This is a genomic window from Streptomyces geranii, assembly GCF_002954775.1.
Classification (GTDB): domain Bacteria; phylum Actinomycetota; class Actinomycetes; order Streptomycetales; family Streptomycetaceae; genus Streptomyces; species Streptomyces geranii.
Map to the genome: position 1 here is coordinate 1 of NZ_PJME01000065.1, position 14,816 is coordinate 14,816.

Here is a 14,816-nt window from a genome sequence, read left to right on the forward strand (position 1 = left end):
GGATGCGGTAGGCCACGGCCCGGTTGGCCGCGACGCGGTCGGCCCACTCGGTGCCCCGGTGCGCGAACGCGACCCGGCAGGCCAGCACGTACCGGCCGTGCGGGGCGTTCGCCAGATGCGCGAGCGGGGCCGGGAGTTTGAGGCTCACCTCACCATCCGGGCTGATCCGGATCGTCTCATTGCCGTAGCGCTTGCCGGACTCGCCGTCCGCCTGACAGAACCAGCGCTCCGCCTCCCACCGCTCACGCCACTCCGACTCCGTGAGCTGGGCCGAGTCCAGGTGATGCCGGGCACGGGCCAGCCGCTTGCCGCCGCGTACGACGTGCACGGTGCCGGCCTCGCGGTCGGCCCGCGCGGCAGCCAGCCGGTCCTCAAGCACCCGTAGCCGCCTCGACTTCGCATGCCACTCCCGCCGGGACCGGTAACCCCCGGGCGCCTTCTTGGTTCCCTTCTGCCTGACCGGCAGGGATAGCCGGTGCTCGATGGTGCGGATACCGGCTTCCAGGTTCTGGAGGTGTGCCGACTGGCAGCGGCGGGCCAGTGCCCACTGGTCGTGCGTGGCTTTGGTGATGGATCCGGCCCACCGCGACGACGAGAGTGGCGTCAGCTCCCGCTTCCGCACCGCCCACGTTTCGGCGGAGTGCTCCAGGCCGTCCCGGCAGCGCGTCCTGAGATCCTTCGAAGCCAACGACCCCAGATGCGCACCCATCAGGCGCAGCACCTTCTCATCGCCCGGCGTCAGCTCTTTGAGACGGGTCCGGACGGCCACACCAGTGGGACGGGACGCGACGAACGACGCCGCCACACTCCGCAGCTCACCCACCCCTGTGACCCCCTACTCGATGCCGCCCGAAGATTCCGCCGTCATGAGAAACGAGCACCACCCGCTAAGGTCACGCATTCGACGAGGGAACGTCAGTTCCCCACCGAAACCGACCTCACAGCCAAGGCCATGGCATGACACGGGCCGGCAGTACTCGCTCCCACTCACCAGAACGCTCTTGACACTCCAGTGACGGCAGCTCCAAACCCCTGTTCCTCGGGGCCTGATCACTCATGCCTGGCCGCTCGCGGGTACCGTGGCTCCGCCGGACGCGCGGCAGCGGCAGTGCGGTGGCAGCGGCCGGGAAGCAGGCTACGTACACGGCTGGCGGGACCAGTAGCGTGGTCACTGCATGTGGTCACTGCATGTGGTCACTGCATGTACTGAGCGAATAGTGGAAGGTGGGGGATTTCGTCGTGCGAGCGGCGGAAGAACCGCGGAATGTGAGCTTCGGCGCCGTGGTTCGTCCGTTCGTACACGTCTGCCGTTCCGCCCGCTGGGTAGGCCTGCGAAGGAAACCCGCCAACAAGGAGGCCTCCGTGGCCGTACCGGCCTACATCTTCAGCGCAGAGAGCGTGGATGCCGAGGCGCCGCTCACCAGTGAGCCGCCGCTGCCCGCCGCCGAGCCGCTCACCAGCGAGCCCCCGCTCGCCGACGCCGAGGCGATGACGAGCGAGCACGCCGACGCCGAGGCGGACCCCACGGGCCTGTACGAGGGGCCGGTGCCGGCGCTCTCGGACCTCGCGGGGCTGTAGATGTCCGCACCCGCCGGGTCCCTGGAGGGGCTCCCCGAGGAGCGGCTCGCGCTCGCCCGGCTCGCCGAGCTGCACGGTGTCGCCCCCGCCTTCCAGCCCTCCCCGGACCGTACGGTCGCCGCCTCCGACTCCGCCCTCGTCGCCGTCCTGGCCGCGCTCGGCGTCGACGCGGGCACCCCGGACGCGGTCATGGCCGCCCTCGCCGCCCGCGAGCGGGAACTGGCGGCCCGCCTGCTGCCGCCGACGGTCGTGTGCGGCGCCGACGGCACGGCGACCGCGCTGGCCGCACTGCCCGAGGGCACCCGGCTCAGCATCCGCACCGAACAGGGCGAGACCTGCGACTCCGTCGACCGACTCGCCCCCGGTGTACACGAGTTGGACGCCTTCGCACCCGACGGCCGCACCGCCCGCGCCCACCTCGTCGTCGCCCCCGCCCGGCTGCCCACGCCCACCGGACGCTCGTACGGCCTCCTCGTCCAGCTCTACTCGCTCCTCTCCCGGCGCTCCTGGGGCATGGGCGACCTGGGCGATCTCGCCGAGCTGAGCGCCTGGGCCGGGCGGGCGTTGGGGGCAGGGTTCGTGCAGGTCAATCCCTTGCACGCCGCCGTACCCGGGGCGCCCACCGACCCCTCCCCCTACCGCCCCTCCTCCCGCCGCTTCCCCGACCCCGTGCACCTGCGGGTCGAGAGCATCCCCGAGTACGCGTACCTCGGAGGGGACGGTGAACAGGTGCGCGGGCTGCTGGAGCGGGCCCGGCGGCTGCGGGAAGCGGTGCTGGACAAGGGCGAGTTGATCGACCGGGACGCCGTGTGGGAACTCAAGCGCGAGGCACTGCAGTCGGTCTGCGCCGTGCCGCTCGGGCCCGGGCGGCAGGCCGAGTACGCCGACTTCCTCGCGCGTGCCGGTGCGGCGCTGGAGGACCACGCCACCTGGTGCGCGCTCGCCGAGACGCACGGCTCGGACTGGTCCCGCTGGCCGGCCGGTCTCCAGGACCCCCGGTCCGCCGAAACCGCCCGCGCCCGGGGCGAGTTGATGGACCGGATCGACTTCCACTGCCACCTCGCCTGGCTCACCGACACCCAGCTCGCCGACGCCCAGCGGGCCGCCCGCGACGCGGGCATGCCGGTCGGGATCGTGCACGACCTCGCCGTCGGCGTGCATCCCGGCGGCGCCGACGCCTGGGCGCAGCAGGAGTACTTCGCGGCCGGCATGTCGGTCGGGGCACCCCCGGACGCCTTCAACGCGCGCGGCCAGGACTGGGGCCTGCCGCCCTGGCGACCCGACCGCCTCGCCGAGTCCGGCTACACCCCGTACCGCCAGCTCCTGCGCGCCCTCTTCGGCTACGCGGGCGCCCTGCGCATCGACCACGTCATGGGCCTGTTCCGGCTCTGGTGGGTGCCGCAGGGGCAGGCGCCCACGGAGGGCGCGTACGTACGGTACGACGCCGAGGCCATGCTCGCCGTGCTCGCGCTGGAGGCCTCGCGGGCCGGGGCGATCGTGATCGGCGAGGATCTGGGGACCGTCGAGCCGGGGGTGCGGGAGACGCTGCACGAGCGCGGGGTGCTCGGTACGTCCGTGCTGTGGTTCGAGCGGGACTGGGACGGTGACGGACGGCCGCTGTCCCCGGACCGCTGGCGTGCCGACTGCCTGGCCACCGCCACCACCCACGACCTGCCGCCCACCGCCGCCCGTCTCTCCGGCGACCACGTCGAACTCCGCGACCGGCTCGGCCTGTTGACCAACCCGGTGGCGGAGGAGCGGGCCGCCGCGTCCGCCGACACCGGCGAGTGGCTGACCCTGCTCTCCCGTCTCGGCCTGCTGAAGGGCTGCAGCGGCGGGCACTCGGGGGAGGCGGAGGAGGCCGAGATCCAGGCCGTCCACCGCTATCTGCTGCGCACCCCGGCCCGCATGATCGGCGTCTGGCTCCCGGACGGCGTCGGCGACCGCCGCCCGCAGAACCTGCCGGGCACGTGGGACCAGTACCCGAACTGGCGGCTGCCCATCGCCGACGCGGAGGGCAGGCCGGTGACGCTGGAGGAGCTGGCGGGGTCGGCACGGCTTCGGGCGCTGATGGAGGTGCTCAGGGAGGGTGCCCCCTGAGCCGCGGCGGGCGTCCGGGGCCTTGCCGGACGCCCCGATCGCCTCGTACGGGCACCCCGGGCGCGCGGCCCCGCCGGGCGTTCGCTACTTTTGCACCGTGGACAACAAGAACGCCCTGCGCGCCGGTGCACTGGTCGCCGGTACGACGCTGATGATGCTGCTCATGACGTCTCCCGCGCTCGCGCTCACCCGCGACGACGGTGACGACCCAGGCCACGGCCTGAGCGTCATCGACACGCTGGGTCTCTACGTCGTCGCCCCGATCGCCCTGTTCGCGGTCATCGCGGGCCTGGTGATGGTCCTGGACAAGTCCTCGGACCGCGCCCCGAAGGCCGCCAAGCCCGGCAAGCCCGCCAAGGCCTGACGTCCTCTCCCTACCTTTGAACTCTCCCTCTGATCGTTCTGAGGGTGCTGTTCTCTATGGCTGCCGCGGGCCCTCCGCCGCTGTCAGCAGTTCCCGCAGAAGGCCGGCCAGTTGGTCGGCCTTTTCGGTGTCCAGGGCGGCCAGGGCCTCCGTCTGGGCGGCCAGGCCGACGCCGACCGCCTCGTCGACGCGGGTCAGTCCCTCCTCCGTGAGGGTGACCTGGAGGCCGCGCCGGTCGTGCGGGTCCGGGGAACGGCGGACCAGCCCGGCCCGCTCCAGCTTGTCCAGCCGGCCGGTCATCCCGCCGGTGGTGAGCATCAGCGTCGACGACAGCTGACGCGGCGAGAGCGTGTACGGCTCACCGGCCCGGCGCAGGGTCGCCAGCACGTCGAACTCGCCACGTCCGATCCCGAACCGCGCGTACGCCTTCTCCGTCCGGTCGCCCATCGCGCGCGCGAGCCGGTAGATACGGCCGAAGACCTCCATCGCGGCGGTGTCGAGGTCGGGGCGCACCGCCGCCCACTGGTCGATGATCGCGTCGACGGGGTCCGTGCGCTGCGGGGGCGGTTCTGCGCTCATGCGCCGATTATCCGGCCCTCGGAAGGTCACCCGCAAGAAAGTAGCCCGACGGCAAGTAGATGGACGGCAAGTAGATCAATGCTAAGTGGCTTGACGGCAAGTTGCTTAGCGCTAAGCTACTTATTGCTGACCTACTCGAAGGGTGCGCCGTCATGCGCGTCATACTCCTCACCGCCCTGGCCCCCATCTCCTGGGGCACCACGTACGCCGTCGCGACCGAGTTCCTGCCGCCCGACCGCCCCCTCTTCACCGGCCTGCTGCGCGCCCTCCCCGCCGGTCTCTTCCTGCTCGCGTTGACCCGGGTGCTGCCGCGCGGCGCGTGGTGGTGGAAGGCGGCGGTCCTGGGCGCGCTCAACATCGGCGCCTTCTTCCCGCTGCTGTTCCTGTCCGCGTACCGGCTCCCGGGCGGGATGGCGGCGGTCGTCGGCTCGGTCGGCCCGCTGTTCGTCGCCGGGCTCGCGACGGTGTTCCTGGGCGAGCGGCCGACCGTACGGACCCTGCTGACCGGGGTCGCGGCGGCGCTCGGCGTCAGTCTGGTCGTGCTGAAGGCGGCCGGGGCGCTGGACGCGGTCGGCGTGCTGGCCGCCCTCGCCTCCACGGCGTCGATGTCGACGGGGACGGTACTGACGAAGCGCTGGGGCCGCCCGGAGGGCGTGGGCCCGCTGGCCCTCACCGGCTGGCAGCTGACGGCAGGCGGCCTGCTCATCGCACCCCTCGCCCTCCTGATCGAGGGCGCCCCGCCCGCGCTGGACGGCCGGGCGGTCGCCGGGTACCTCTACCTGGCGCTGGCGAACACGGCGGTGGCGTACTGGCTCTGGTTCCGCGGCATCGGCCGCCTCACCGCGACCCAGGTCACCTTCCTGGGCCCCCTCTCCCCCCTGACCGCCGCGATCGTCGGCTGGGCAGCCCTGGGCCAGGCCCTCACGCCGGTCCAACTGGTCGGCATGGGGCTGGCGTTCGGGGCGACGGTGGCGGGACAGCTGGGGGTACGGGGGCGGGTGGTGGGGGTGGCGTCCGGTACGGCCGCCGCGGCAACGGGGGCGAAGGGCGGGGCGCCTTTGCGGGCGGCGCGCCTGTGAGGGGAGGGGGAGGGGGTAGGCGAGCCGGCGTTCAAGCCAGCAGGGCGGCGACCTCGTCGCGGATTGATGGCATGGCCGTGTACACCGTGCCCGGGCACTCCGTGGACGCCCAGTGGCGGTGGCCGCCTATGACCGGTGCCGGTCTGCTGACCCCGCTCACCGGGTTGACGTAGACGACCTTTCCCAAGGGGGCCAGCGTGTGGCGGGACGCGAGGTCGGCCAGGAGTTGGACCAGGGCGGTGCGGGCGGCGGACGTCGGGGGTGTGGTCGTCAGGGTGCCGAGCAGGGCGATGCCGAGGTTTCCGGAGTTGTACCCCGCCACGTGCGCGCCGGTGACCATCAGGCCCGAGGCGTCGTGTGCGGGGGTGCCGTCGGTGCCGGACCAGCGGCCCTCGTACACCAGACCGTCCTTGTCGATCAGGTAGTTGTAGCCCATGTCGCCGTAACTGGCCGCCGCCGTACGGTAGATGGCGCGGACCACGGCGGCGGAGTCCGGGTCGCTGCTGCCGTCGGCGGTGTGGTGGACGACGAGCGTCTGGACCGGGTAGTAGGCGGAAGGCCACAACTCCGTGCCGTCGGCGGCGAATCGCAGGCTCTCGTCCGCGCCCCAGTCGGCGCGCGACAGCAGGGTGTACGCGGCGGACTCCGCGGACGCGGGGGCGACGGGCAGCGCGAGCGACGCGGCGCCTGCGCCGAGGGCGGTCAGTAACGTTCGTCGGGGCAACGGGGCCATGGGGGTTCCTCCTGCTCGCTGTCAGGTTCTGGCGGGCCGCCGGACGTGGCTAGATGGCGCAGGCGTCCATGGGTGTGTACAGCCGGGGCCAGGTGCTGGGGCCGACTATGCCGTCCGCGCCGCCGGCCGTCCCGTTGCAGGTCTGCACCCACTGGACGCCCGCCAGCGTGCGGGAGCCGTAACTCCCGTCCTCCTCCAGCCAGTTGGGGTAGCCGCTGTAGTAGTTGATCAGGCACTGCACCTGGCGGACCGCGTCACCTGTGCTGCCCGGGTTGACCGTCGGTCGCGCTGCGTCGTCGATGTAGTTGCAGTTGGACTCGGCGGCCACGGTTGCTGCGGCGTTCGCCGGAGGGGTGCCGAGGAGCAGTGCGCCTCCTGCGGCCAGTGACACGACTGCGTGGACCAGGGCCGAGCGGTGGACACGGGTGCGCATGATGCCTTCCCCAGGGTGAGTGACCGACCGGTACAGGGCGGTCAGATCATAGGGAAAGCTAGGGCTCCTGGTACGCCGAACGGCGCGCTCCGGCGGACCGGGACGCGCCGTTCGGCTGAAACAGCACCCAAGGGGGGCCAGTCGGCCAGGGGGCTAGGACGCAGCCGCGTCCGCCGCCTGTGCCCTCAGCGCGCGCTCGATGCCCGAGCGGGACTCCGAGACGAGCCGACGCAGCGCGGCGTTCGGCTCGGCGGCGGCCAGCCAGGCGTCCGTCTTCGCCAGGGTGTCCTGGGAGACCTGGATCGCCGGGTAGAAGCCGACGGCGATCTGCTGGGCGATCTCGTGCGAACGCGAGTCCCAGACCTCCTTGACCACCGCGAAGTACTTGTCGGTGTACGGCTCAAGCAGCTCGCGCTGGTCGGTCTGCACGAAGCCCCCGATCACCGCCTCCTGCACGGCGTTCGGCAGCTTGTCGGACTCGATGACCGACGCCCACGCCTCCGCCTTGGCCTCCGCTGTCGGACGGGCCGCCCGCGCGGTCGCCGCGTGCCGCTCACCGGCGGCGGTCTTGTCGCGCTCGTACTCGCCCGCGATCTCGTCCTCGTCGAACCGCCCGACGGCCGCCAGCCGCTGCACGAACGACCAGCGCAGCTCGGTGTCGACGGCCAGGCCCTCGATCGTCTGCGTGCCTTCGAGCAGGGCGTCGAGGAGGTCCAGCTGCTCCGGCGTACGGGCCGTGGCCGCGAACGCGCGCGCCCAGGCCAGCTGGTGGTCGGAGCCCGCCTCGGCCGCCCGCAGGTGGGCCAGCGTGGCGTCCGTCCAGCGGGTCAGCAGGGCCTCGCGGGCGGCCGGGTCGGCGTACAGGTCGATCGCCAGCTTCACCTGCCGCTGGAGCGACTGCACGACGCCGATGTCCGACTCCTTGCCGATGCCCGACAGGACGAGGGAGAGGTAGTCGTGCGTGGCGAGTTCGGCGTCGCGGGTCATGTCCCAGGCGGAGGCCCAGCACAGCGCGCGCGGGAGGGACGCCTCGAAGTCGCCGAGGTGCTCGGTGACGAAGGCGAGCGACTCGTCGTCGAGGCGGACCTTGGAGTAGGAGAGGTCGTCGTCGTTGAGCAGGATCACGGCCGGACGGCGCCTGCCGACCAGCTGCGGTACGGCCGTCAGCTCGCCGTCGACGTCCAGCTCGATACGCCCGCTCTCGTCGTCGCGCAGCAGCTTGCCGCTGTCGTCGTCGAGGTCGTACAGGCCGACGGCGATCCGGTGCGGCCGGAGAGTCGGCTCGCCCTTGGCACCGGCGGGCAGCGCGGGCGCCTCCTGGCGGATGGCGAAGGAGGTGATGACCCCGTTCGCGTCCGTCTCGATCTCGGGGCGGAGGATGTTGATGCCGGCCGTCTCCAGCCACGAGTTCGACCAGGCCTTCAGGTCGCGCCCGGAGGTCTCCTCCAGCGCGCCGAGCAGGTCGCTGAGCCGCGTGTTGCCGTACGCGTGCTGCTTGAAATAGGCCTGCACGCCCGCGAAGAACGCGTCCATGCCGACGTACGCGACGAGCTGCTTCAGTACGGAGGCGCCCTTGGCGTACGTGATGCCGTCGAAGTTGACCAGGACATCGTCGAGGTCGCGGATCTCGGCCATGATCGGGTGGGTGGACGGCAGTTGGTCCTGGCGGTAGGCCCACGTCTTCATGGAGTTGGCGAAGGTGGTCCAGGAGTGCGGCCAGCGCGAGCCGGGGGCGTACGCCTGGCAGGCGATGGAGGTGTAGGTGGCGAACGACTCGTTCAGCCACAGGTCGTTCCACCACTCCATGGTGACGAGGTCGCCGAACCACATGTGCGCCAGCTCGTGCAGGATCGTCTCGGCGCGCACCTCGTAGGCGGCGTCGGTCACCTTGGACCGGAACACGTACTGGTCGCGGATGGTGACCGCGCCCGCGTTCTCCATGGCGCCGGCGTTGAACTCCGGTACGAACAGCTGGTCGTACTTCTTGAAGGGGTACTGGTAGTCGAACTTCTCCTGGAACCAGGAGAAGCCCTGCCGGGTGACCTCGAAGATGGCGTCGGAGTCGAGGAACTCGGCGAGCGAGGGCCGGCAGTAGATACCGAGGGGGACTGTCTGGCCGTCGGCCTCGTACACGCTGTGGACCGAGTGGTACGGCCCGACGATGAGCGCGGTGATGTACGTCGAGATGCGCGGCGTCGGCTCGAAGCGCCAGACGTCGTCCTTGGGCTCGGGTGTCGGCGAGTTGGAGATGACGGTCCAGCCGGACGGCGCGGTCACCGTGAACTGGAAGGTCGCCTTGAGGTCGGGCTGCTCGAACGAGGCGAACACGCGGCGGGCGTCCGGGACCTCGAACTGGGTGTAGAGGTACGCCTGCTGGTCGACGGGGTCGACGAACCGGTGCAGGCCCTCACCGGTGTTGGTGTAGGCGGCGTCGGCGACGACACGGAGGACGTTGCGACCGGCGAGCAGTCCCGGCAGGGCGATCCGCGAGTCCTTGAAGACCTCGTCGGGGTCGAGGGAGTCGCCGTTGAGCGTGACCTCGTGGACGGCCGGGGCCACCAGGTCGATGAAGGACTCCGCGCCGTTCTCGGCGGAGTCGAAGCGCACCGTGGTCACGGACCTGTAGGTGCCGCCCTCCTGCGCGCCGGAGAGGTCGAGTTCGACCTCGTACGAGTCAACGGTGAGCAGCTTCGCCCGCGCTTGCGCCTCTTCGCGGGTCAGGTTTGTGCCAGGCACGCGGTCATCTCCTCGTATGTGTGGGTTGCGCCATCCTTCCATGGGACCCGTGGCCGATGCGATGTCCGGAACCCGCCGGTGGGCGGGGTGGGACGGCATGGGGCCACCGATCTTGAAAAGGGTGCGTTGTGCTGACGATGCGGGGGGCGAGTTGGTTCCCCGTTCCTCGTTCTCCGTCCCTGGGGGCTGCGCCCCCAGGGACGGGACGGGTAGGGGCGGCGGGGGCGAGGAAACCCCCGTTACTTCGCGCCCAGCTCCGCCGCCACCAGCTCCGCGATCTGTACCGCGTTCAGCGCGGCGCCCTTCCGCAGGTTGTCGTTCGAGACGAAGAAGGCCAGGCCGTTCTCCGACGTCTCGTCCACGCGGATGCGGCCCACGAAGGACGGGTCCTGGCCCGCCGCCTGGAGGGGGGTCGGGATGTCCGACAGCACGACACCCGGCGCCTGGGACAGCAGCTCCGTCGCCCGCTCCACCGACAGCGGGCGCGCGAACCGCGCGTTCACCTGGAGCGAGTGGCCCGAGAAGACCGGGACCCGGACGCAGGTGCCCGACACCTTCAGTTCCGGGATCTCCAGGATCTTGCGGGACTCGTTGCGGAGCTTCTGCTCCTCGTCCGTCTCGAACGAACCGTCGTCCACCACACTGCCCGCCAGCGGTACGACGTTGAACGCGATCGGGCGCTGGTAGACCTGCGGCTCGGGGAAGTCGACCGCCGAACCGTCGTGCGTCAGCTTCTCCGCGTCGGCGACCACCTTCTGCGCCTGCCCGTGCAGCTCCGCCACGCCCGCCACCCCGGACCCGGACACCGCCTGGTACGTCGCGACGACCAGCGCCTCCAGCCCCGCCTCCGCGTGCAGCGGACGCAGCGCCGGCATCGCGGCCATCGTCGTGCAGTTCGGGTTGGCGATGATGCCCTTGGGGCGGTCCGCGATCGCGTGCGGGTTCACTTCGGAGACGACCAGGGGGACCTCCGGGTCCCGGCGCCACGCCGAGGAGTTGTCGATCACGACCGCGCCCTGCGCGGCGACCTTCTCGGCCAGCGCCTTCGAGGTCGCGCCGCCCGCCGAGAAAAGCACGATGTCGAGGCCGGTGTAGTCGGCCGTCGCCGCGTCCTCCACCGTCACGCCGTCGAGGACCGAGCCCGCCGAGCGGGCGGAGGCGAACAGGCGCAGTTCCTCCACCGGGAACTCGCGTTCCACGAGGATCCTGCGCATGACCGTGCCGACCTGACCGGTGGCCCCGACGATTCCGACCCTCACGACGACTCCTTCTGTTGCATGCGTGCGGCTTTTTCCATCATGCGGCCGACCCCGGCCAGCCTGTCCAATTCTTTGCGTGTCATGCCCGGGGTGTGGGACGCGCCTCGGCGGTCATCGGTGGTGGAACTGCGGTGCGTACCCCGCTGACCTGGAGATATTCGTCCCGCTCGGGGCTCGTGCCGCAAGCTGTGCTGCCCGGCCCGGCGATGTGACGTACACCTCTGAAACACGCCTCAGAAAAATTTTCCGCCGCGCCGAACGTTTCGGGCGCCCTCGGCGTCGTAGGAGAAACGCGGCGAGGGGGAGGGTGCTGTGCTGCGCAGAAAGGCCCGGCGCGTCGGTGAATTCCGGGAGGGCGACCACGGCGATCCGCTGGACCCGGTGCAGGAGCGCCGCGTCCGGGCGGTGCTCGCGCTCGGCGGCGTGCCGCAGGCGGACCTGCTGGACGGGGTACAGCAGGTACGGCTGCGGCTGCTGGAGCGGACCGCGAGCGGACGGGAGGCGCCGCGTGACGTCTCGGCGTGGGCGGCGGTCGTGGCGTCCAACCTCGCCATGGACTGGCACCGGGCCAAGCGCCGCCAGGAACGGCTGGGGGAGCGGCTCGCCTCCCTGCGCCAGCCGGTCGCCCACCCCTCCGGCGAGGAGACGAGCCTGCTCTCCCTCGCCGTCGCCCGGGGCCTGGACGACCTGCCCGACCCGCAGCGCCAGGTACTGGTGCTGCGCTTCTACGCCGACCTGCCGGTGCGCGGGATAGCCGAGGAACTGGGCATCCCGGAGGGCACCGTCAAGAGCAGGCTGCACACGGCGGTACGGGCACTGCGCGCCCGCCTGCACGAGGACGAGGTGGTGTGACCATGCCCCCCGAGAGGGACACCTACGACGCCCACGACGCGTACGACGGCCCGGGCGGCCTCGACGCCCTGCTGGCGGCGATCACCGACGAGCCCCTGCCCGCGCACGCCCGCGCCGACGCCGACTTCATGGCCGAGCACCGGTCCGCGAAGGCCGATGTGGCGCTGCTGCGCGAGCAGTTGACCCTCCTCGGCGAGACCCTGGCCCCCGAGCACACCGTGGAACATCCGGCGGACCACCCGGCTGACCACCCGGCGGCGCAGGCCGCCGCAAGGGCAACGACCGAGGTACGGCGTCTGGTTCCCCTGCGGGAGCGGACCGCCGTACGCAGGCTGCGTGCCGTCGGTCTCGGCGTCGCCGCCGTGGCCGCGGCCGGGGCCCTGATCAGCGGCGCGGGCTGGCTGGTGACGCACGCCTCGGTCGGCACCGACGACGCGTCGTCGTCCACCGCGGCGGACCGGCACAGCGGTGAGGCGGGTGCCAAGGACGGGGACGCCTCGGACTACCCGAGCCTCTCGACCACGGACGGCGGCGTGGGCGTCGACGCCGGAGGCACCCCGGGCGCGCTGAGCAGTCCCGCGTACCTGGCCTGCGTACGCCTGATCGTCGAGGGCGACGTCACCGCCGTGGAGCCGGGACCCGACGCCGGCCAGGAGCGGGTCACCCTGCGCGTGACCCGCTACTACAAGCCGGACACGGGCCCGGCCGAGGTGACGTTCGTGATGGACCGGGAGGCCGACCCCCGGCCGGCCGTGGGCGACCACGCCCTCGTCGGCATCCTGACCGACGCGACGTCCCCCGACATCTGGACCACCGACGAGCGGGAGATCGCCGTACAACGGGCCAGGATCACGGCGGAGTTGCCGCGCTCACGCACCCTCTCGTGCGAGTGAGGCGGGCGGGGCGCGTCCCGGAGAGCGAGAAGGGCGCCCGCCGATTCGGCGAGCGCCCGCCCCGGTCGTCGTACCGGGCGAAACGTCTTCCTGCAAACTCGTGCGGCAGGCTCTACGGGTGGAGCTTGTCCCAGACCCAGCTGCCGGTGGGGTCGCCGGGCTTCGGCTTGGGGCCGATCGGGTCGCCGAACTCGTCCACGCCGGAGTCGGGCGTGGTCTCCGTGGCCTGTACGGAGTAGGTGCCGGTCGCGGGCCCGGTGTGCAGGGTGCCGAGCACCAGCGGCAGCGCCAGTGTCGCGAGGGCTGCCGCACTGCCGAGGGCGGTCCGTGCGGCTCGTGCGGTGATACGTCTCATTCTCTGCCTCTGCAATTCTTCGTTCCGGTTGACGATCGTGTGCCGAGATCGATCCTCCAGGGTGCCGGTGCCCCCTGTCAGGATGTTTCGGCTGGCCTCAGGCGGACATGGCAGTGTCATGCCAGCCGTCCATCGGTCGGCAGGGCCCGAGCGGTGGCGCTCAGATAGCGGTCGGCCCGGCATTCTCCGAGGGCCCAGCCCGGAAGCAGTCCCGGGAGGCTCAGCCAGCGGCTCCAGCCGGAGCGGGCCCGCGTCACCGCTTCGTCGAGACCGGCGGCCTCGACGAAGGTCATGCCCACCAGCCGTCCGCCCCACCTGGTCAGCGTGACGTGGGCGATGCCCGGCTGCGGTGCGATCCGGGTGTACTCGGCGATCACGTCGAGCCGTTGGTCACCGGGCATCGCCGAGGGTGGGCCGGGCCCGTCGGAGAAGCCGGTGTCGGGGGAGGGCAGGAGAACGACCTTGACTGCGTACACGCGCCCGACCCTAGGCAGCGCACCGGGCCGGATCAGCGCCGCGAGCTGTCAGCCCCCGGCCATGGCAGGGGGCGGCCAGGCAGCGAGAGGCCGGGCCGCGTGCCGGTACGGTCACAGCCAGCCGCGCCGTACCGCCTCGGCGCCCGCCTGGAACCGGCTCTGCACGCCGAGGCGTTTCTGCAGCTCGGCCGTGTTGCGGCGGACCGTGCGCAGGGAGATGCCCATCTTGCGGGCGATGCCCTCGTCGGTCAGGCCCGCCGCGAGCATCCTGAGCAGGGCGGCCTCCCGGTCGCTCGGCGCGTCCTCGGGGGAGCTCTGCGGCGCGGTGCCCAGCGGCACCGCGCTCTCCCAGACCAGGTCGAACAGCTCCTCCAGCGCCCTGACCATCCCGGGGTACCGGATGAGCAGGGCTCCCTGTCTGCTGTTGTCGGCGTCGATGGGGATCACGGCCGCCGAGCTGTCGCAGAGGATCATGCGCATGGGCAGCGCGGGGACGGTGCGGGTCTCGCCGCCCTGGGCGGCCAGCCAGGTGGCGTACTCGACGGTCGGGGTGTCGTTGCGGACGCTGTCCAGGTAGACGGTCCGCATCCGTACCCCGCGCGTGAGGTTCTGCTCGTCCAGCGGCCGGCCCGCTTCCAGTGCCGCGGCGCTGAGCGCACCGCCGGGCACGAAGGTGCGCACCTCGGAAGTGGCCCGGTGCGCCAGTTCCATCAGCCGGACCCGTACGGCGTCGAGGCCTTCGAGGCGCTCCACCCCGCTGTCCCCGCGATGGGCGGCGAGGGTCGCGTACTCGGAGGCGAGCGTGGCCAGGGCGGCGCGGTCCTGGGACAGCCGTGCCCGTTGCTCGTCCAGCTCGGCCTCTCTGCGCAGCAGCAGCGGCGACAGGATGACCTCGGGGCTGACGGGGACGAACTGGTGGTCGGCGGCCTCGTGCAGGAGGGACAGCTGGGTGAGCCGGTCGAGCGCCGAGCGGACCTCCGGGGACGTGAGCCCGGTCTGCCGGCCGACCTCCTCCAGCGTCCAGGACGGGTGGAGCAGCAGGGCCCGGTAGACGTCGTGGGTCGATCGGTCGATGCCGATGGTCTCCAGCATGGGGCCCCCGAAAGACGGTGTGTGACGGCTGGTGGTCGAGTCGCTCAAGCTGACGTTATCCGATCTTTTGTTCGGGGCTGGAGGGTCGGGGGTGGGCCGAGTGAGGGCTGGGGGCGAGCTGGGGGCGGGCTGAGGGAGGGCCGGGGAGAACCGGCGGGGACCGGTGAGGTGCCCGGCTGGCAGCCAGCGGCCATGGCCACCGGGTGCCAGACGAGAGGGCTCACCGGGCGTCCGGGCGGCCCTAATGTCGAGTGCACCGGGAAGCGGAGAGCGGATTCCGCCGGCCC

General features: G+C 71.9%; 14 protein-coding genes and 1 pseudogene. 6 read left to right on the forward strand and 9 right to left on the reverse strand.

Features of this window, described 5'->3' with window-relative positions:
* Positions 1-823 (reverse strand): annotated as a pseudogene (locus CW359_RS40520) (IS200/IS605 family accessory protein TnpB-related protein); the annotation flags it as partial.
* Positions 824-1,329: 506 nt separating this feature from the next.
* Between CW359_RS40520 and CW359_RS40525 the strand changes: the two are divergent.
* From CW359_RS40525 to CW359_RS40535, 3 genes are all read left to right on the forward strand, one after another.
* Complete coding sequence (locus tag CW359_RS40525) at positions 1,330-1,578, forward strand: hypothetical protein (RefSeq protein ID WP_408647577.1); 249 nt, start codon at positions 1,330-1,332, stop codon at positions 1,576-1,578.
* On the forward strand, positions 1,579-3,678 hold the full coding sequence (gene malQ / locus CW359_RS40530; protein ID WP_105975253.1) for a 4-alpha-glucanotransferase: 2,100 nt from the start codon (positions 1,579-1,581) through the stop codon (positions 3,676-3,678).
* A gap of 97 nt (positions 3,679-3,775) precedes the next feature.
* Positions 3,776-4,042: a hypothetical protein gene (locus CW359_RS40535; protein WP_105975291.1), complete on the forward strand. Its 267-nt coding sequence runs from the start codon at positions 3,776-3,778 to the stop codon at positions 4,040-4,042.
* Between the two features lie 54 nt (positions 4,043-4,096).
* Here CW359_RS40535 and CW359_RS40540 read toward each other — a convergent pair whose 3' ends face one another.
* On the reverse strand, positions 4,097-4,621 hold the full coding sequence (locus CW359_RS40540) for a MarR family winged helix-turn-helix transcriptional regulator (protein WP_105975254.1): 525 nt from the start codon (positions 4,619-4,621) through the stop codon (positions 4,097-4,099).
* A gap of 152 nt (positions 4,622-4,773) precedes the next feature.
* Here CW359_RS40540 and CW359_RS40545 point away from each other — a divergent pair, with 152 nt between their 5' ends.
* Positions 4,774-5,700 (forward strand): EamA family transporter, encoded by a 927-nt coding sequence (locus CW359_RS40545; protein ID WP_232838817.1) that lies wholly within the window; start codon positions 4,774-4,776, stop codon positions 5,698-5,700.
* A gap of 31 nt (positions 5,701-5,731) precedes the next feature.
* Here CW359_RS40545 and CW359_RS40550 read toward each other — a convergent pair whose 3' ends face one another.
* The 4 genes from CW359_RS40550 to CW359_RS40565 all read right to left on the reverse strand — a co-directional run bounded on the left by CW359_RS40550 (position 5,732) and on the right by CW359_RS40565 (position 10,861).
* Positions 5,732-6,433, reverse strand: coding sequence for a peptidoglycan recognition protein family protein (locus CW359_RS40550; protein ID WP_105975255.1), 702 nt, complete (start codon positions 6,431-6,433; stop codon positions 5,732-5,734).
* 49 nt (positions 6,434-6,482) lie between these two features.
* On the reverse strand, positions 6,483-6,866 hold the full coding sequence (locus tag CW359_RS40555) for a peptidoglycan-binding domain-containing protein (protein WP_105975256.1): 384 nt from the start codon (positions 6,864-6,866) through the stop codon (positions 6,483-6,485).
* 153 nt (positions 6,867-7,019) lie between these two features.
* A complete protein-coding gene (pepN, locus tag CW359_RS40560) occupies positions 7,020-9,602 on the reverse strand; it encodes an aminopeptidase N (RefSeq protein WP_105975257.1) in 2,583 nt (860 codons plus the stop codon).
* A 239-nt stretch (positions 9,603-9,841) separates the two neighbouring features.
* Entirely contained in the window at positions 9,842-10,861 is a 1,020-nt protein-coding gene (locus CW359_RS40565; protein ID WP_105975258.1) for an aspartate-semialdehyde dehydrogenase, read from the reverse strand.
* Positions 10,862-11,173: 312 nt separating this feature from the next.
* Here CW359_RS40565 and CW359_RS40570 point away from each other — a divergent pair, with 312 nt between their 5' ends.
* On the forward strand, positions 11,174-11,713 hold the full coding sequence (locus tag CW359_RS40570) for a sigma-70 family RNA polymerase sigma factor (RefSeq protein ID WP_105975259.1): 540 nt from the start codon (positions 11,174-11,176) through the stop codon (positions 11,711-11,713).
* A gap of 2 nt (positions 11,714-11,715) precedes the next feature.
* Positions 11,716-12,606, forward strand: coding sequence for a hypothetical protein (locus CW359_RS40575; protein ID WP_105975260.1), 891 nt, complete (start codon positions 11,716-11,718; stop codon positions 12,604-12,606).
* A 112-nt stretch (positions 12,607-12,718) separates the two neighbouring features.
* Here the strand turns inward: CW359_RS40575 and CW359_RS40580 are convergent, their stop codons facing one another.
* The 3 genes from CW359_RS40580 to CW359_RS40590 all read right to left on the reverse strand — a co-directional run bounded on the left by CW359_RS40580 (position 12,719) and on the right by CW359_RS40590 (position 14,529).
* Positions 12,719-12,961 (reverse strand): hypothetical protein, encoded by a 243-nt coding sequence (locus CW359_RS40580; protein ID WP_105975261.1) that lies wholly within the window; start codon positions 12,959-12,961, stop codon positions 12,719-12,721.
* Between the two features lie 116 nt (positions 12,962-13,077).
* A complete protein-coding gene (locus CW359_RS40585; protein WP_105975262.1) occupies positions 13,078-13,437 on the reverse strand; it encodes a hypothetical protein in 360 nt (119 codons plus the stop codon).
* Between the two features lie 111 nt (positions 13,438-13,548).
* Entirely contained in the window at positions 13,549-14,529 is a 981-nt protein-coding gene (locus CW359_RS40590; RefSeq protein WP_105975263.1) for a helix-turn-helix domain-containing protein, read from the reverse strand.
* Positions 14,530-14,816 lie beyond the last annotated feature (287 nt).